This window comes from Parasphingorhabdus sp., from assembly GCF_039968395.1.
GTDB lineage: Bacteria > Pseudomonadota > Alphaproteobacteria > Sphingomonadales > Sphingomonadaceae > Parasphingorhabdus.
The window spans coordinates 201016-217695 of the sequence record NZ_JBDVPV010000005.1; the positions used below are offsets into that span (position 1 = coordinate 201016).

General features: G+C 54.1%; 16 protein-coding genes. 7 read left to right on the forward strand and 9 right to left on the reverse strand.

Annotated elements, in window-relative coordinates:
* Positions 1-144 precede the first annotated feature (144 nt).
* The 3 genes from ABJI30_RS11685 to ABJI30_RS11695 all read left to right on the forward strand — a co-directional run bounded on the left by ABJI30_RS11685 (position 145) and on the right by ABJI30_RS11695 (position 3177).
* On the forward strand, positions 145-1137 hold the full coding sequence (locus ABJI30_RS11685) for a haloalkane dehalogenase (protein WP_348016870.1): 993 nt from the start codon (positions 145-147) through the stop codon (positions 1135-1137).
* An 11-nt stretch (positions 1138-1148) separates the two neighbouring features.
* Positions 1149-1562, forward strand: a complete 414-nt coding sequence (locus ABJI30_RS11690; protein WP_348016871.1) for a DUF1330 domain-containing protein — start codon at positions 1149-1151, stop codon at positions 1560-1562.
* A gap of 472 nt (positions 1563-2034) precedes the next feature.
* Positions 2035-3177, forward strand: a complete 1143-nt coding sequence (locus ABJI30_RS11695; protein WP_348016872.1) for a hypothetical protein — start codon at positions 2035-2037, stop codon at positions 3175-3177.
* Between the two features lie 48 nt (positions 3178-3225).
* On the opposite strand, the gene ABJI30_RS11700 is transcribed toward ABJI30_RS11695, so the two are convergent.
* Together ABJI30_RS11700 and ABJI30_RS11705 are read right to left on the reverse strand one after the other, a co-directional pair.
* Positions 3226-4503: a serine hydrolase domain-containing protein gene (locus ABJI30_RS11700; protein ID WP_348016873.1), complete on the reverse strand. Its 1278-nt coding sequence runs from the start codon at positions 4501-4503 to the stop codon at positions 3226-3228.
* Between the two features lie 11 nt (positions 4504-4514).
* Entirely contained in the window at positions 4515-6815 is a 2301-nt protein-coding gene (locus ABJI30_RS11705; protein WP_348016874.1) for a UvrD-helicase domain-containing protein, read from the reverse strand.
* A 140-nt stretch (positions 6816-6955) separates the two neighbouring features.
* Between ABJI30_RS11705 and ABJI30_RS11710 the strand changes: the two genes are divergently transcribed.
* Complete coding sequence (locus tag ABJI30_RS11710; RefSeq protein ID WP_348016875.1) at positions 6956-7081, forward strand: hypothetical protein; 126 nt, start codon at positions 6956-6958, stop codon at positions 7079-7081.
* 17 nt (positions 7082-7098) lie between these two features.
* Here the strand turns inward: ABJI30_RS11710 and rsmD are convergent, their stop codons facing one another.
* Positions 7099-7644, reverse strand: coding sequence for a 16S rRNA (guanine(966)-N(2))-methyltransferase RsmD (gene rsmD / locus ABJI30_RS11715; protein WP_348016876.1), 546 nt, complete (start codon positions 7642-7644; stop codon positions 7099-7101).
* Positions 7644-8456: a pseudouridine synthase gene (locus tag ABJI30_RS11720; protein ID WP_348016877.1), complete on the reverse strand. Its 813-nt coding sequence runs from the start codon at positions 8454-8456 to the stop codon at positions 7644-7646. The genes rsmD and ABJI30_RS11720 overlap by 1 nt, the downstream gene beginning before the upstream one ends.
* Positions 8457-8552: 96 nt before the next feature.
* Between ABJI30_RS11720 and ABJI30_RS11725 the strand changes: the two genes are divergently transcribed.
* The 3 genes from ABJI30_RS11725 to ABJI30_RS11735 all read left to right on the forward strand — a co-directional run bounded on the left by ABJI30_RS11725 (position 8553) and on the right by ABJI30_RS11735 (position 11907).
* The gene (locus ABJI30_RS11725) at positions 8553-9350 is read left to right on the forward strand and encodes a DUF1223 domain-containing protein (RefSeq protein ID WP_348016878.1); all 798 of its coding nucleotides are present in this window, start codon (positions 8553-8555) and stop codon (positions 9348-9350) included.
* Positions 9351-9519: 169 nt separating this feature from the next.
* Complete coding sequence (locus tag ABJI30_RS11730; protein ID WP_348017814.1) at positions 9520-11145, forward strand: MFS transporter; 1626 nt, start codon at positions 9520-9522, stop codon at positions 11143-11145.
* 21 nt (positions 11146-11166) lie between these two features.
* Positions 11167-11907, forward strand: a complete 741-nt coding sequence (locus ABJI30_RS11735; protein WP_348016879.1) for a tetratricopeptide repeat protein — start codon at positions 11167-11169, stop codon at positions 11905-11907.
* Positions 11908-11911: 4 nt separating this feature from the next.
* On the opposite strand, the gene ABJI30_RS11740 is transcribed toward ABJI30_RS11735, so the two are convergent.
* From ABJI30_RS11740 to trpB, 5 genes are read right to left on the reverse strand one after another with little or no spacing between them, the layout of a single operon-like run.
* Entirely contained in the window at positions 11912-13231 is a 1320-nt protein-coding gene (locus tag ABJI30_RS11740) for a folylpolyglutamate synthase/dihydrofolate synthase family protein (RefSeq protein WP_348016880.1), read from the reverse strand.
* 39 nt (positions 13232-13270) lie between these two features.
* A complete protein-coding gene (gene accD, locus ABJI30_RS11745; RefSeq protein WP_348016881.1) occupies positions 13271-14125 on the reverse strand; it encodes an acetyl-CoA carboxylase, carboxyltransferase subunit beta in 855 nt (284 codons plus the stop codon).
* A gap of 19 nt (positions 14126-14144) precedes the next feature.
* On the reverse strand, positions 14145-14933 hold the full coding sequence (gene trpA, locus ABJI30_RS11750) for a tryptophan synthase subunit alpha (RefSeq protein WP_348016882.1): 789 nt from the start codon (positions 14931-14933) through the stop codon (positions 14145-14147).
* Complete coding sequence (locus ABJI30_RS11755) at positions 14930-15448, reverse strand: hypothetical protein (protein WP_348016883.1); 519 nt, start codon at positions 15446-15448, stop codon at positions 14930-14932. Before ABJI30_RS11755 ends, trpA begins: the two co-directional genes overlap by 4 nt.
* Positions 15445-16677 carry a tryptophan synthase subunit beta gene (trpB, locus tag ABJI30_RS11760; protein ID WP_348016884.1) on the reverse strand — a complete coding sequence of 411 codons (1233 nt, stop codon included), beginning with the start codon at positions 16675-16677 and terminating at the stop codon, positions 15445-15447. Before trpB ends, ABJI30_RS11755 begins: the two co-directional genes overlap by 4 nt.
* Between the last annotated feature and the right edge of the window lie 3 nt (positions 16678-16680).

The following is a 16680-nucleotide window of genomic DNA, read 5'->3' on the forward strand; positions in this document are numbered from 1 at the left end:
TCCGATCTGCCCCGCCACGCAAACAGGGTGGCGTTTTGGCATCGTGAATGCCATGGTTTTGGAATTCTTGGGAGAGTTGAAGCAAGATGCTTGGAATTCAAAAGCACTTTTGGTGTCAGCACAAATCTAAAAGGAAATCTGATAATGCAAGTCCTCCGCACGCCCGATAGCCGTTTCGAAAAATTGTCCGACTATGATTTTGAACCGCATTATGCTGAGGTCGATGGGGCTGATGGTACGGCAATGCGCCTTCATTATCTCGACGAAGGTCCGCGCGATGGCGCAGTCATTTTGTGTATGCATGGTCAGCCGTCATGGTCCTATCTCTACCGTAAAATGATTCCCATCCTGGTGAACGCCGGATTCCGGGTCATTGCGCCGGATCTCATCGGTTTCGGCAAGTCGGACAAGCCATCGCACATTGATGACTATAGCTATCAAAGCCATGTCGACTGGATGAACCAGTGGTTCCGGGCGCTGGATATTTCGGATGTAACGTTAATGTGCCAGGATTGGGGCGGCCTTATCGGCCTTCGGGTTGTGGCCGATAATGTGGATCGTTTTGCGCGGCTGGTCATCGCCAATACGGGCTTGCCTTCTTCGAAAACCATCACACCTGAAATGTCCGAGATGCTGGGCAATCTTTATCCGACAATCCCGGTTCCCAACGCTGCAATGGTGCAAGAACAGTTTGCGAGCGGTTCTCCCGGCGCGTTTCTGTTCTGGGTCAAATATGCGGCGGAGAGTCCCGACTTTTCCGTTGGTGAAGTTTTCGGAATCCTGTCGGGCATAAAGGATCAGGCGGTGCTCGATGGCTATACCGCCCCGCATCCGGATGACACATTTATAGCGGGCGCGCGCAAATTTCCTTCTCTGGTACCGATCCTGCCGCAACACCAACCCGATCGGGATGCGAATGACAAAGCCTGGGAAGTTCTCGAAAAGTTCGAGAAACCGGTGCTCACTGCATTCAGCGACAGCGATCCGGTAACCAAAGGCGGTGAAACCGCTTTTCAGGAGCGCATCCCCGGTGCGAAAGGCGTGGATCATGTGACAATCAAGGGCGGTGGTCATTTTCTGCAGGAAGACTGTCCCGAGCAACTGTCCGAAGCCATCATCAACTTTGTCAACGCATAGGAAAAATGCTCATGCAGGTCATCAATCAAGTTCATCCTGACCCAAAAACGGCCGAGGAATTTTTTACCGACGAGGAAGACGGGCCGTTTGTCATGGTCAATCTGTTGAAGTTTAAAGAAAAAGCGGAATATCCGGATGGATCGGACGCAAGTCTCAGCGGTATTGAAGCTTATGCGCGATACGGAGCGGCGGTTACAAAATGCATCGCAGATGTCGGTGCCAAATCGGTCTATTCCGGATCTGTAACAGGCTTGATGCTGGGTGAGATCGAAGAAAATTGGGACATGGTCGCATTGGTCGAATATCCCTCGCTCGAAGCGTTCCGCAATATGGTGACTTCACCGGAATATCAGAAAATTACCATTCACCGGACCGCCGGGCTGGCAGGACAGTTGAATATCAAGACCAAGCCGAATTTTTCTTAGCCACAGGCTGCTACTATTTGGGGGGGGCAGCGACAGGACCAGCATCGTGAACCGGATCCCCAAAACATTGAAGTCATTGCGATACTCCGTGCACTTCAATCTTCGAGAATATAATGCCGGATCCGCCAGGGCGCGATGGTCTGGCCCGGAAAATCGTTGCCGAAGGCGGCGATAAATCATCTATCAACCATCGTAAAACTAAAGATCCGAGATTTGTGTGAAAGCAGATTTCAATGACATCAAGTCAGGCTGGAGCACGGACTGTTCAACGACTTGATCATGACGCGTATCTGGATGGTACAAAAGCTTAATATTCGGCCGAACTGACCGTTAATAATGGAGAGAACAACGAATAACTCGGCAATCCACTTCGTAACGGTTTAATATTATGAGAACGGGTACCAGATATTTGCACAGATTTTGGCCGAACCTGGCCTCGCTTCTTTTACTGCTGGTTTGGACGGCAGGAAGTGTGAATTCAGCCGCGGCTGCTGGCCTTGTCGTGAATGAAGCGTCGAATGGAACCTCTGGTGCCAAAGAATTCTACGAGTTTATTGTTGTTGGAGATGCTGGCAACCCGACGGCCAACGTGGATCTGGATGGCTGGATACTGGATGACAATAACGGAGATTGGGAGGGCAGCAGCAGCGGCGTAGGCATCGCTCCTGGTTATGCCCGATTCGATGCTACTACGAGCCCCGGGACATGCTCCGCTCTCTCCTCTGTTGCTCCCGGATCAATTGTCGTTGTCTATAATGATGGTGATCCCAATTCCAATATGCCACCCGATGATGTCAGTGATGCGAACGGTGACGGAGTCTATATTTTGCAAGCGCGCGGCGCGTGCATAAAAACCTGTGCAGGCCCGCCCACAACCTCAAGTGCAGCATATTCTGTGTGCAACTCAGCGGCGACACCGTCCTATTCCCCGCTGGCTCTTCGCAACGCAGGAGATGTGGCACAATCCCGTGATTCCGGTGGGTCACTATTTCACGGTTTTACGTACGGAGATGTAACAACACCTTATCCCTCGGGATCGTTCCGGATCGGTTCGTCCAGCGGGTCTGCAACGAGCTTTGTATTCTCTTGTGGCAACTGGCAAGATGTTGGTAATTTTTCAAGAGTTTCGGCAAGTGTTGATACCCCTGGTCAGACAAACAACGCGGCAAATGAAGTATTTAGGCAACGGATATCAGCAGGCAACTTCAACTATCTGGATTTGGAAGATAGTGCCAATTGCATGTCACTGCCAATTTTGACCGTTCAGAAGTTATCCACCGCATTGAACGACCCAGTAAATGGAGGAAGCAACTCAAAAGCAATTCCCGGCTCCACCATGAGATATTGTATTCTCGTGTCCAATATTGGGGCCACTTCTGCAGAATCACTTGTAGCAACTGACATATTGCCGTTGAACCTGACTTATTTTGCCGAAACGATGTTTTCAGGAGCAGATTGCAGTTCTGCCGCCACTCCGGAAGATGACAACAGCAGCGGGGCGGACGAGAGTGATCCCTGGGGCGCTTCGATCAGCGGGTCAACCATTACAATAATCGCTTCATCATTGGCGCCAACCAGCTCCTTTGCCCTGACATTCCAGGCATCAATTGACTAGCAACCAATTCCGGTGCGTCCAGGCAACTTTAAGCCCTGGTCGGCGTGCTCAAGGTCCGGTTTGTGGTGAGGATTCCGGGAGCGGTCGGTCCGACAGGTCGAGCCAGTCAATCAACGGCTCGTCGGTTGGGGGCAGGCCATAAAAACTGTCCAGTGCTGCAAAGGGTATCCGGAATGGCAATCCCCAGCCGCTATTCCACATTGCGACCACTCCGGTACGGGCCGCCGGGTCGAATATAATCGTTGCCCGGTACCCGTCGACTGCACCGCTATGCCCAACCAATCGGCGATCGCGATAGCTGAAATTGCGCCATCCAAGCCCATAGGATGGATCGGTTAGCGCACGGGCAAGATCACCGCCATATACGCGCCCTGTATCCACTAATGGGGTGTGGGAGGTTGATAGCATTTCACTGGAAAGCGCATTTCCGTCCCTGCGCATTTGTGCTTGAAGCCAGCGAGCAAGGTCCTCGATATTGCTGCTGACACCAGCGGCAGCGGGCAAAAGCCAATAGGATTCTACCAGTGTACGCACTTCTTCACCGCGATGTGGCCGGGCCCAGCTGTCGGCGCCGGTCAGGCCAATCATGCCAAATTTTGCACTTTCCATTTCGAGTGGTTCAAATAGCTGTTTGCGCGCGGCGTCTTCATACAAGGTGCCCGCAACCTGTCCCAAAATCTCGCTGACCGCATCAAAGGCAATATTCTGATAACTATGACAGCTGCCAGGTTCGCATTGCAGTGGCGCGTTTTCCAGCTGTTTGCGCAGCAGGTCCGGGCGTTCTCCGGCCTCGAGTTTGCGGTCATAGGCATTTTTTGTGAGGCCGGTCTGGTGTGACAGGAGTTGGGCCACCGTGATTTGCGACAGTCCGTCTTCCGGAAGGATGAGAGAAGTTGGCCAGCGGTTCAATCGCGCATCTAGATCAATTTGCCCTTCAGCCGATAATTTTGAAGCAAGTGACCCGGCGACGCTTTTTGACAATGAAGCCCATCGGAAAACCGTCTTTGGAGTTACCGGCTCGCCGCTGCGCTTGTCCGTCACACCATAGCTGTTCAAAAACCGAATCTCGCCATCTTCGATGATCGCGACAGCCAGGCCGGCCATTTCAGGGCGTGCAGCAATTTCGGAGATTTGGCGATCAAGACCGAGATAATCAATCTTGCCTTTCCAGTCATCGGGCTCAGTTGGTAACCGACCTTCCGTCATGGCTTCAGCGGTCTCGGTGAACGGAAGTCCGGGCTTGTCCAGAACAAATGCGCGGTAGCCGTAAAGGCCGACGAGCAGCAACGCTGCGATTGCAAACAGAGGCGTGAGGTACTTACTCATGAGATTGCCCGTTAGGCGATCTCGACAAAGCTGTCCAACACGCGCTTGCTGCCGCTTTTCTCAAACTCGATTTCCAGTTTGTTACCTTCGATTTCCATGACTTCGCCATAGCCGAATTTAGTATGGAAGATGCGCTGCCCGATGGCAATATCGTCGCGACCCTTATTGCCCATCGATACCGCACTGCGCCGGGCTTCCTTGATCTTTTGCGGCTTTGTGGAAAAGCTTCCGCTGGCGCTGGCCCGTTTCCAGCCGGGTCCACGCTGACCGGCGCGAGTGGCATTGGCCGCTGCGAGATGGGCGAACGGATCGCTGTTTTCGGTCCAGTTCGCGCGCCACAGGCTTTCCCCGCCACTCATGCTGCTTTCCTGTTCAATATGATCTTCGGGAAGCTCGCCAATGAAACGAGAGGGAATCGAACTGTTCCACTGGCCATAAATACGCCGATTTGCGGCGTGAAAAATCGTACATTTCTTTTTCGCACGGGTGATCGCGACATAGGCGAGGCGGCGCTCTTCCTCAAGGCTGGCAATCCCGCCCTCGTCCAGCGATCTCTGCGACGGGAACACGCCTTCTTCCCACCCGACGCAGAAGACGTGATCATATTCCAGACCCTTCGCGCCGTGCATTGTCATGATGGTGACTTTTTCGGCATCATCTGACGCATCATTGTCCATCACCAGCGAAACATGCTCCAGAAAATCGCCGAGCGTTTCATAGTCTTCCATCGCACGCGTGAGTTCGGTCAGGTTTTCCAGACGCCCGGCTGCTTCTGTGGATCGATCAGCCTGCAACATGGTCGTATAGCCGCATTCATCCAGCACGATGCGCGCCAGTTCGGCATGGGACAGCTCGTCAGCGTTTGTGCGCCAGCGCCCGAAGTTCCGCATTAATTCACTCAAAGTGGACCGCGCTCTGGCGGCCAGCTCATCCGTGTCGCAGATGGCTAGTGCGGCCGCGGCCAGAGGAATACCTTGCGAACGGGCCAATCGATGGACTTTTTCCACAGTTTTATCCCCAAGGCCGCGCTTGGGAACATTGATGATCCGCTCAAATGCCAGATCATCGGATGGCTGGGCAATGACGCGTAAATAGGCGAGGGCGTCGCGAATTTCAGCGCGTTCGTAAAAGCGGAAGCCACCGATAATCTTGTACGGCATGCCGATGGAGATAAATCTGTCTTCAAATTCCCGGGTCTGGAACTGCGCCCGCACCAATATCGCAACATCGTTGAGAGAGACCTGTTTGATCTGCTGCAGTGCCTCAATTTCATCGCCGGTGCGGCGAGCTTCCTCGGGACCATCCCAGACGCCGACAATCTGAACCTTGTCGCCGTCTTCCTCTTCGGTCCACAATGTTTTGCCCAGACGGCCGCTGTTGTGATTGATCAGGCCCGATGCGGCCGCCAATATATGCGGCGTGGAGCGATAATTTTGTTCCAGCTTGACCACCTTGGCGTCAGGAAAATCCTTTTCAAACCGCAAGATATTGGCAACTTCTGCCCCGCGCCATGAATAAATCGACTGATCGTCATCACCGACACAGCAGATATTCTTCCGCTCTTGTGCAAGCAGACGCAGCCAGAGATACTGGCTGCTGTTGGTATCCTGATACTCGTCGACGAGGATGTATTTGAACCGATCCTGATAGTGCTTCAATATGCCACGGTCATTCTTCAGCAGGTTGAGAATGTGCAGCAGCAAGTCCCCAAAATCGCAGGCATTGAGCGCCTTTAGTCGCGCCTGATATTGTGCGTAAAATTCTTGCCCGCGACCATTGGCATAGCGTTCATTCTCGCTGGTATCGAGATCTCCGGGGTTCAGGCCGCGGTTTTTCCACTGGTCAATCAATCCGGCGAGCATGCGCGGCGGCCAACGTTTTTCATCCAGCTCAGCGGCCTGAACAAGCTGTTTGAGCAGGCGTAACTGGTCATCCGTGTCGAGAATGGTGAAATTGCTTTGCAACCCTACCAGTTCGGCATGGCGGCGCAGCATTTTCGCACCGATGCTGTGAAACGTACCCAGCCAAGGCATGCCTTCAAAAGCTTCGCCAACAATTGTAGCGATCCGCTCTTTCATCTCGCGTGCGGCCTTGTTGGTGAACGTGACGGCGAGAATTTCGCTCGGCCAGGCCTGTTTGGAATAGACAATATGTGCCAGTCGGCGGGTGAGCGCGGCGGTCTTGCCGGTACCCGCACCAGCCAAAACCAAAACCGGACCATCAGTCGTCAGCACGGCATCCCGCTGCGGTGTATTGAGGCCCCTTACATAAGGCGGATCTTCTTCTGATGGAACGTTGACAGGTTCGGACATGGGTGAACAGTTAGGGAACATGGCAGCGTGCGGCAAGACCAATATCGCGTTGATATGTCCTAAAGGGCAGGTTGTTTTTCGTGTTGCAACGCACCATTTGTTAATCAACGGGCGTCAAAGAGATCCCAACGGAGTAGAAAATGAGCAAGAGACTGGCAACCAGCGCGATCATCGCAACGTTTTTGATGGCATCAACAGCCGCCTATAGCGCGATCCAGAGCAATCACATCGAGACTGCCGCGATTATGACCATGATGGGCGGTTGAAAAAACGGCTTCGCGGCTTAACTGTCCTGATGAGGACGCAATAACGTAATTCGCGCCTTGCCGCTATCTCGCACGCAATCAATATCAAATCCTTTGACATCAATATTTTCGCGGCGCGATGTTTCGATCGCAATCCAGCTTGATGGCGCGAACCATCCCAGCCTGCCCAGTTTGGACAAGGCAACAGAGCCCGCCCCTGTTTCATAGGGCGGATCCATCAATATAAGATCATAGGTCCGGCGGGCGGGACCCAGACCCAGTACTGATCCGATCCGGACATCGGCATCAGCGGTCAGTGTGGTGATGTTTTTCTCGAGCGCGACAATGGCATCGCGATCCTGCTCGACAAATGTGCAATGGGCCGCCCCCCGGGAAAGCGCCTCCAGTCCCAGAGCCCCCGAACCGGAAAACAGATCCAGTACCTGCAGCTCTGCAAAATCTCCCAGCCGGCTGGTCAGCATCGAAAACAGACGCTCGCGCGTACGGTCTGCTGTCGGCCGGGTCGTATCCCCCTTGGGCGCAACAATTTTTCGTCCCCGCCACTCTCCTGCGATTATCCGCATTATTTCAGCGACTTTCGAAATTTCACAAGATCATGTCGGCGCACGGCTTCAATCTCGCCCTTGGCAAGGTCGCCCAAAGCAAACGGACCGTAACTGATCCGGATCAGGCGAGACACCTCGAGGCCAAAATGCTCCAGAACACGTCGAACTTCGCGGTTTTTTCCTTCCGTCAGCGTCATCTCGATCCACTGATTGCGTCCGGTCCGGCGCTCCAGATTGGCGGTAATCGGTCCGTAATGCATCCCTTCGATGGTGATGCCCTTGTATAATTCTTCGAGCTGGTTTTGCGAAACCTCGCCAAATGTGCGCGCCCGATAGGTGCGTTCTATGCCGTTTTTCGGCAACTCCATCTCGCGTTTGAATTCGCCATCCGTGGTCATCAGCAGCAGACCTTCGGTATTCATGTCGAGCCGGCCAATCGGCATCACCCGTTCCATCGGCGGCAGCACATCATAAATGGTTCTCTTGCCGGATGCGTCCCGTTCTGCCGTGATCACACCATTGGGTTTGTGAAACCGGAACAGCTTGGCAGGGGATGGTTCCGCAACCGGCTTGCCATCGACGGTAATTCCCGTCAGGTTTTTCAACAGCAGTGACGGATGTTCAACCAGATCGCCGTTAAGGGAAATACGGCCCGCTTCGATCATCCTTTCAATTTCGCGACGCGAGGCGACCCCGGCGCGGGCCAGCAATTTGGCAATACGCTGCCCTTCACGCACTGCTGGTTCCTTGGCGCGTGCTGGCGCTTTCGAAGGATCCGTTCCGGGGGTTGGCTTTGCGCTATATTTCTTGTCTGGTATCTTGTCGGTCATGATGTGCGCATGGCGCAATTTTTTTTACACCGCAATCGTAACCTTTCTCCGCGAAGGCGCGAATGCCTTGATAGTTACCCCCGTTGGAGACCATGAATGCGTGAACTCATATTGCCCATATTGATAGCAGGCACTGCATTTGCAGGCTTTGCCGGATTTCAGGCGAGTCAATCTGCCGCTCAGGTAGAACGCAGCGTTTCTGCGGATGTAACGACACCCGCGAACCCGTCCGACACAACGTTCCAATCCCCCAATCCCGTTGTTGTCGAACTTTTCACCAGTCAGGGATGCTCGTCCTGTCCCCCTGCAGATATGCTGGCTTCCCGCCTTGCTAAAGACAGCTCCCTGCTGGTGATCTCGCGGCCCGTAACCTATTGGGATCGCCTCGGCTGGAAAGACACGCTCGCGAGCGAAGACAATACGCGGTTGCAGCGGGCTTATGCTGCCAAAGGCAATGCCGGGTCCGGCGTATATACGCCCCAGATCGTCATCAATGGCGGTGGCGGGGCAGTAGGATCACGCGAAAGCGATGTGCGCTCGCTGGTGCGGTTGGCCAAAGGGCGTCCCGGACCGATTATTGAAACAGAGATTGGCGAGACCGGCGGTATTACCGTCACCATTGATGGTCAGTCGCAATATATGGCGCGCGTATCTCTGCTTGCGCTGAGTTCATCGGAAACCGTGCAGATCGGCCGCGGTGAAAATGGTGGCCGCAAACTGCATTATACAAATGTTGTCAAGGATGAATGGAGCCTCGGTAGCTGGACCGGACGACCGGTCAGCTTCTCCATTCCCGCAGAAAATCTGAGCATTGCGGGTGCCGACAAATATGCGATTATCGTCCAGCGTCCGGGTGCTGGTACAATCGTTGGCGCGCAGCTGCTCGATATTTGAGCCGGTTCGCGGCCGCTGGCCAAAATCCCGCTGGCTTTCAGGATTTTTAGCGCTAGAGTTTCTTTCGTGAGTTCGGGAGGAATTTTGTGTGAGTGAAGCAGCAGAAAATGCAGGAAAACCTGGTTGGCGCAAAGTTATTGCCGCCCTGGGTCAACGGAAAACACTCTACATGGCGATCTTTGGTTTTGCGGCCGGGCTGCCTTACGCGCTGTTGCTCGGAACGCTTTACGCTTGGTTATCTGATGCCGAAGTTGATCTCGAAACCATGGGCGTATTTTCGCTTATAGGCTTGGCTTACGCGTTTAAGTTTCTTTGGTCGCCGGCACTGGATCGCCTTGATGTACCTATCCTGCGAAAATTGGGCAAACGAAAGCAGTGGATCGTTACTGCACAACTGATGTTGGGCGCGATACTGGTTGTGCTGTCGATGCTGGATCCCGTCAGTTCCCTTGGTTGGTTTTCTTTGCTTGCGGGCATTGGAGCCTTTGCATCTGCTACTCAAGACGTGGTCATAGATGCGTGGCGTGTTGATGTGGCGGATGAAGTCGCAACTATTGATATGCTTTCAACGGTTTATCAAATGGGCTACCGGATCGCGGCGCTGGTAGGCGGGGCGCTCGCTTTGTTTCTCGCTGAACGAACGGATTGGCCAACTGTTTATCTCACGATGGGCGGTATCATGCTTTTTGTGGGCTTCTGTGGTCTGTGGGCGCCAGATGCTGAAGTATCGAATTTGACGGAAGCCGAGGCGGCTGATGAGCACGGCCTCCGAAAAGCAGGGCAAATTCATCCCAGGATTCGCGCATGGGCCTTGGGCGTGGTTGGAGTCTTGTGGGGTTGGGCGCTGATTACCGTTGGTGTATTTATGGTGCGTTCGCTCGGTAGCGACCCGGAAACCAGGCCGGATTCTGTCGAGTTTATCTCCACAATGGGGCCGTTGGTTGTGATCGCGACAGTTGTCATTCCGTCGCTAATTGCAGCGTGGCTAGTTCGCCAGGAACGATCAGGAAAACATTTGCTAGCCGAAGACTTGCCAGCAGAAAGTTCAGCTGGGCGTTTGTTAGATCACGGGTATCGAGCCCTGGTGTTGCCACTAACGGATTTTGTAGGTCGTCTTGGTTGGGCATTGATCATAATTTTAGGCCTGGTTTTGACTTATCGCATTACCGATTCAATCTGGGGTAGCTTTGCTTATCCATTTTATCTGGGAGAGCTTGAATATACCAAAGATGAAGTAGCTGTGGCTTCAAAGTTCTTTGGGGTGGGAGCGCTGATGATTGGTCTCGCAGTTGGCGGTTATATGCTGACCACTTTGGGTCGAATGTTGACGCTAACTTTGGGAGGTGTGCTGGCAGCTGCCACCAATCTGCTTTATGCTGATCTGGCGCGTGGTGGTGATATCGTGCAGGCCGTGAGCAATAACACCGGGTTTACCTGGTTGGTTGCCAATCTTGGCGGCGATGATCGTTTGGCTAAATTGATGATGGCGATTGCCGGAGAGAATATTGCGGTCGGCATCGCCGGAGCTGCTTTTGTCGCATATCTTTCGTCGATTGTTGCCAAGGGATATAGTGCGGTTCAATATGCCTTATTATCATCTTTGACCTTACTCGTTGGAACTTTGGGGCGCGGAGCGCTGGGACAGATGATAGAAGAACAGGGATATTTTACAGTTTTCCTGCTGACAACCGCGATGGGCGGGGTTGCTGTTATCTTGTGCGTGATTGAGTGGATCCGGATTTCTCGTCAAGGTCGAGAATCGGGCGTTGATCAGACGGCGTTGGAAGGCGCCTGAAAAACATGAGATTCTAACCCCATGCCCTATTTCATTCTGACAATATTGGTGCAGATCCTGTGCGTTGTTCACCTGATGAAGTCCGGGCGCAACAAGCTGTGGCTGACTGCGATTGTTTTTCTGCCGATCGCTGGCAGCGCAGCTTATTTTCTGCTGGAAATCCTGCCTGATCTGACCGGCAATCGGCATATGCGATACGCGAAGAAAAAAGCGGTCCGGAAAATCGATCCGGAGCGGGGGATCAGACTGGCGAAGGAACAGCTGGAACTTACCCATAGCCTGACCAATCGCGTGCGGTTGGCGGATGCTTATGCCGAGAGCGGCCAGCATGCAGAAGCGGTGCAGCAATATGCGGAGATTATTGCGGAACCCCATGGCAACGATGCGCGCACCCTCGTCAAATATGCACGCGCACTTTTTGAAACGGGAGACGCTGCCGGGGCTCTTGAAATTATCAAGCCGATTGAACCGGTCGCCGTCGCTTCCGAACATGGTCAGCGGGAAATCTTGAAGGCACGGATCTATGCAGAGCTCGATCAATATGACGAAGCTGACCGCATATTTGCAGAAGTGATCGACAAGGTTTCAGGGGTTGAAGCGAGAGGCCACTATGCAGCGCTGCTGCTGGAAATGAATGAACCCACCCGGGCCCGCGAACAACTGGAAGAGCTGTGCAGCCTCGCCAAGCGGATGTCGCATGCGCAGCTCGATGAAAATCGCGTGATTTATGACTGGGCCAAAAAAGAGCTGCAAAAGCTATAGAAGCCTAGTCAGGTAGTTGTTCGTTCGCTTCAAGCACCGATCCAGCCAGATAGAGCGAGCCGCTGATCAATATTGTTTGCGGCCTGTCAGAGACCAGTTTGGCCAAGGCTTCGCTGACATTAGTGGCACTGGATATCGCTCGACTCTCCAAAGAAAAACTGTCCATCCCATGCGCTTCATGTCCTTCGACCGGCACAACGGTAACTGTCGCGATCTTGCTGCTGAGCGGGCCGATTATTGCCGCAGGATCCTTGTTGGACAGCATGCCGATAATCAAATGAATCGAATTATCAGCCTCGCCGGAAAAATGTGCGGCCAGCGCTTCTCCGGCATTGAGATTATGTCCGCCATCCAGCCAGATATCGCCATCGGGGTGAAGGGAAGTTAGTGGCCCGGGTGCGAGCAATTGCAGGCGACCCGGCCATTTGACCCAGCCCATGGCGGCGCGATAGGCGCTTTCGGAAATCGTGATCTTGTCTTGATGCCGCAACATGGCGATGGCCAGCGCCGCATTGTCGGCCTGATGCGGGCCGGGCAGGGCGTGCAGGGGCAAAGCCAGCTTCCCGGAGACGTCGCGATAGTGCAATTGATTGTCATATATCGCCATGTCCCAGGTTTCTCCGCGCGGGAGATGCACGGCACCGGCCTTGTCCGCATGATCTGCAATCACCTGTGCCATATCGTCCGCATATTTCTGGGTGAGCAATGGAGCATCCGGTTTGGCGATCCCCGCTTTTTCCCAGGCAATGCGCACCAGCGGATTATCGGGCGTACCTGGTTCCGGAGACAGCAGAAAGGCCTCATGATCAATTCCCAAAGCTGCGATTCCGGTCGCGGCGGGGTGCGTAACAATGTTTGTCGCATCAAGCCGCCCGCCCAGACCGACTTCCAGAATACAGGCATCCGCCGGTGTTTCAGCAAAGGCGAGCATCGCGGCGGCGGTTGTCGCTTCAAAAAAGCTTGGGTTGATGTCTTCGCTATTGTCCAGAACCCGGGCAAGCATGTCCGCCAGCGGTGCGTCTTCAATCAGCGTTCCGGCGAGGCGTATCCGTTCGTTGAACCGCACCAGATGGGGGCTGGAATAGACATGGGCCGTGAGACCATTGGCTTCCATCGCCGCGCGCAAGAAGGCGCAGGTGGAGCCTTTACCATTGGTACCCGCCACATGAAATACCGGCGGCAGCTTGTCCTGCGGATTGCCGAGACGGTCCATGACGGCCCGGATGCGATCCAGGCCAAGCACATCGCGGCCCGGAGACAACAGGGAGAGCCGATCGAGCTGTTTCTGGACTGCCGGATGATCCGATCGTGCACCGTCTGCCATCAGGCTGTTACCCCGGTTTTCACTGCTTTTGGTCTGCGCTCAGGCAGCCGTTTTCCACGCCATCAGATAAGTCATGACCCTGGCCAGTTCGCTCCGCAATTCCTTGCGATGAACAACCATGTCGATCATGCCGTGCTCCAGCAGATATTCTGCTGTCTGGAAATTGTCGGGTAATTTCTCGCGGATGGTATTTTCAATGACACGCTGTCCTGCGAAACCGATCAAGGCTCCGGGCTCGGATATCTGGACGTCACCCAGCATCGCATAGCTTGCTGTTACGCCGCCGGTTGTGGGGTCGGTCAACACCACTATGAACGGCAAGCCCGCTTCGCGCAGCATCGAAATTGCGACGGTGGTTTTTGGCATTTGCATCAGGGACAGTATCCCTTCCTGCATCCGTGCGCCGCCAGCTGCGGTAAAAATCACATAAGGGCATTGCTGTTCCAGCGCGCGATTGGCGCCATCGACAAATGCCTGGCCCACGGCCAAACCCATGGACCCACCCATGAAGGCGAAATCTTGCACACCCACAACACAAGGCTGCTCTTCGATCGTGCCAAAAGCGGTAATCAGCGCGTCCTGTTCTTCGGTTTTGGCGCGTGCGGCTTTCAGGCGGTCGGTATACTTCTTTTGATCCTTAAATTTGAGCGGATCTTCCTTGACCGCGGTAAACGGAATAATCTTCCAGCTATTCTCGTCCATGATCTGTTCGAACCGCAGCATAGGTCCAATCCGCCCGTGATGGTCACATTTCGGGCAGATATGCATGTTCTCTTCATATTCTTTGAGGAATACCATCGATTCACATTTCTTGCACTTGTGCCAGAGATTGTCCGGGGTTTCTTTCTTGGTGATCGAAGCGATCTTGTTGCGGACATTGCTTAGCCAGGACATGGTTTAGTTCCCCAAAATTTCAGCGTGCTGCTTTGATAGCATCAGAAAGTGATTTGACATAGTCCCGCACATAAGGCGCGGCGTCTTTGCCATGCTTGCCGACTATCTCGACAATCGCAGAACCGACGACGACGCCATCGGCCACTTTGGCAATATCGGCGGCCTGTTCGGGTGTGCGGACGCCAAAACCAACGGCGACTGGCAAATCGGTGCCGGCTTTTAATCGCGTCACGGCTTCCTCGATGCTTGCCTGTGCCGCTTGCTGAAGGCCGGTAATGCCAGCGACCGACACATAGTAGAGAAAGCCGGAGGCATTGTTGAGGATGGACGGGAGCCGCTCTGCATCCGTTGTCGGCGTGGCAAGGCGAACCACCGCGACATCCTTCGCGCGCAGGGCATCGCCGAGACTGTCGTCTTCCTCGACAGGAATATCGACACAGATCACACCATCGATGCCGTTATCGACACACGCGTCGGCAAACCAGTCACTGCCGCGGATCGTCATCGGATTGGCATAGCCCATCAGGATAAGCGGCGTATCGGGATGGCGTGCGCGGAACTCTTTGGCGATGTTCAGGATGTCTGCCGTTTTGGTGCCCGCACTAAGGCTGCGGATATTGGCTTCCTGAATCGAGGGGCCATCCGCCATCGGATCGGTAAACGGCATGCCAAGCTCGATAATATCCGCTCCGCCTTCGACGAGAGCATCGAGAATGGAGCCGGTGTCCGCAGGCGAGGGATCACCACCGGTGACAAAGGCGACCAGCGCTGCGCGATCTTGCGGGAAGGATTGGGAGAGGCGGGTCATGTTAGTTTGGCATCCTTCCGAGAAAAATACACTCGAATTCCGAAGCTAAAAATTGGAAGCAAGACGAGAACGATACCGGCTGTATTCTCTGCATAATATGCCCTTTCGCACGCCCAAGATATATCAAACTCCAGCCTTCTGGGCTCACCACTTCGGCAGAATATGCTTTCGTTCAAATAGTCCTGATTAATTTTCTCGAATGTCATAAAAAGAAATCCGGCGAAAAAGAACAAAAGGGCGGTGTTCGCTTGTCGGATTTTCAAAAAACCATCTCGACAAAATAATGTAGCCAGAAACCAATAAACTACAAAAGAAAGGGAAAGAACTACACCAAAATCAATCATTCCCTGGTTGCTAATAAAGAACATGGGTATGGGCACCAGGTCAGGTAATCCGTTCGCATATTCTGTGCGATAATGACCGATAACAGGATGCATTATCAATATGATAGCCCAAATTACCGCTATTGAACATCCAAGGCCAATGGAACCAGATTTCCACCGGCCAGCATTCATATCTCCGTCCCCAACGCCTCAGCCACGGTGAAAATATCTTTGTCACCGCGCCCGCACAGGTTTGCCAATATGATCTGATCGCGATCCATCTTCACCGCTTCTCGCGTTACGGCGGCGATGGCGTGGCTGGGTTCCAGCGCGGGGATAATGCCTTCGGTGCGGCAGAGCAGCTGGAATGAGTTCAGCGCTTCAGTGTCCGTTGCACTGTGATAATCGACGCGGCCGGATTCTTTCAGCCAGCTATGTTCCGGACCGATGCCGGGATAATCGAGGCCTGCACTGATCGAATGGGCTTCGTCAATCTGGCCGTCTTCGTCCTGCAGCAAATAGGTCTTGTTGCCATGCAAGATGCCGGGTTCTCCGCCCGCGAGGCTGGCCGCATGTTCCTTGTCGAGACCGCGCCCGGCCGCTTCCACGCCCAGCATCTTTACGTCCGGATCGTCGAGAAACGGGTGGAACAGGCCAATCGCATTGGATCCGCCCCCAATCGCCGCGACCAGCAAGTCAGGTAGTTTCCCTGTGCGATCGAGCAATTGCGCACGCGCTTCCTTGCCGATCACGCTCTGAAAATCGCGCACCAGTTCGGGATAGGGATGGGGACCGGCAGCTGTGCCGATAATGTAAAACGTGTCATGCACATTGGCGACCCAATGGCGCAGCGCTTCGTTCATCGCGTCTTTTAGCGTCGCGGAGCCACTCGTCACGGGCACGACTTCCGCACCGAGCAATTTCATCCGGAACAGATTGGGTTTCTGGCGTTCGACGTCCGTGGCACCCATGAAAATGGTGCAGGGCAGGCCAAAACGCGCGCAGACGGTGGCTGTTGCGACACCATGTTGTCCGGCGCCAGTCTCAGCGATAATCCGGGTCTTGCCCATGCGCATCGCCAGCAATATCTGACCAATGCAATTATTGATCTTGTGCGCGCCGGTATGGTTGAGTTCATCGCGCTTGAACCAGATTTGCGCGCCTTTTCCTTCCGGCGCGTCCTTGCGGACTTCTTCCGTCAGGCGCTCTGCATAATAGAGCGGGCTGGGCCGTCCGACATAATGTTCGAGCAGGTCATCAAATTGGTCCTGAAATGCAGGATCAGCTTGCGCGGCGCGATAATGCTTCTCCAAATCGAGGATCAGCGGCATCAGCGTTTCGGCGACATAGCGTCCGCCAAACTCGCCAAAATGGCCGCGGTCATCAGGCTGGTTGCGGAAGCTGTTCGGTTGGTCGTTCATGGT

What these genes read in the sequence shown, in the direction of transcription:
- ABJI30_RS11685 (WP_348016870.1), top strand. Translation starts at nt 145, where the DNA reads ATGCAAGTCCTCCGCACGCCCGATAGCCGTTTCGAAAAATTGTCCGAC.
- ABJI30_RS11730 (WP_348017814.1), top strand. Translation starts at nt 9,520, where the DNA reads ATGGCGATCTTTGGTTTTGCGGCCGGGCTGCCTTACGCGCTGTTGCTC.
- ABJI30_RS11725 (WP_348016878.1), top strand. Translation starts at nt 8,553, where the DNA reads ATGCGTGAACTCATATTGCCCATATTGATAGCAGGCACTGCATTTGCA.
- ABJI30_RS11700 (WP_348016873.1), bottom strand. Translation starts at nt 4,503, where the DNA reads ATGAGTAAGTACCTCACGCCTCTGTTTGCAATCGCAGCGTTGCTGCTC.
- ABJI30_RS11710 (WP_348016875.1), top strand. Translation starts at nt 6,956, where the DNA reads ATGAGCAAGAGACTGGCAACCAGCGCGATCATCGCAACGTTTTTGATG.
- ABJI30_RS11690 (WP_348016871.1), top strand. Translation starts at nt 1,149, where the DNA reads ATGCAGGTCATCAATCAAGTTCATCCTGACCCAAAAACGGCCGAGGAA.
- ABJI30_RS11705 (WP_348016874.1), bottom strand. Translation starts at nt 6,815, where the DNA reads ATGTCCGAACCTGTCAACGTTCCATCAGAAGAAGATCCGCCTTATGTA.
- accD (WP_348016881.1), bottom strand. Translation starts at nt 14,125, where the DNA reads ATGTCCTGGCTAAGCAATGTCCGCAACAAGATCGCTTCGATCACCAAG.
- ABJI30_RS11755 (WP_348016883.1), bottom strand. Translation starts at nt 15,448, where the DNA reads ATGAATGCTGGCCGGTGGAAATCTGGTTCCATTGGCCTTGGATGTTCA.
- ABJI30_RS11735 (WP_348016879.1), top strand. Translation starts at nt 11,167, where the DNA reads ATGCCCTATTTCATTCTGACAATATTGGTGCAGATCCTGTGCGTTGTT.
- ABJI30_RS11720 (WP_348016877.1), bottom strand. Translation starts at nt 8,456, where the DNA reads ATGACCGACAAGATACCAGACAAGAAATATAGCGCAAAGCCAACCCCC.
- trpA (WP_348016882.1), bottom strand. Translation starts at nt 14,933, where the DNA reads ATGACCCGCCTCTCCCAATCCTTCCCGCAAGATCGCGCAGCGCTGGTC.
- trpB (WP_348016884.1), bottom strand. Translation starts at nt 16,677, where the DNA reads ATGAACGACCAACCGAACAGCTTCCGCAACCAGCCTGATGACCGCGGC.
- rsmD (WP_348016876.1), bottom strand. Translation starts at nt 7,644, where the DNA reads ATGCGGATAATCGCAGGAGAGTGGCGGGGACGAAAAATTGTTGCGCCC.
- ABJI30_RS11740 (WP_348016880.1), bottom strand. Translation starts at nt 13,231, where the DNA reads ATGGCAGACGGTGCACGATCGGATCATCCGGCAGTCCAGAAACAGCTC.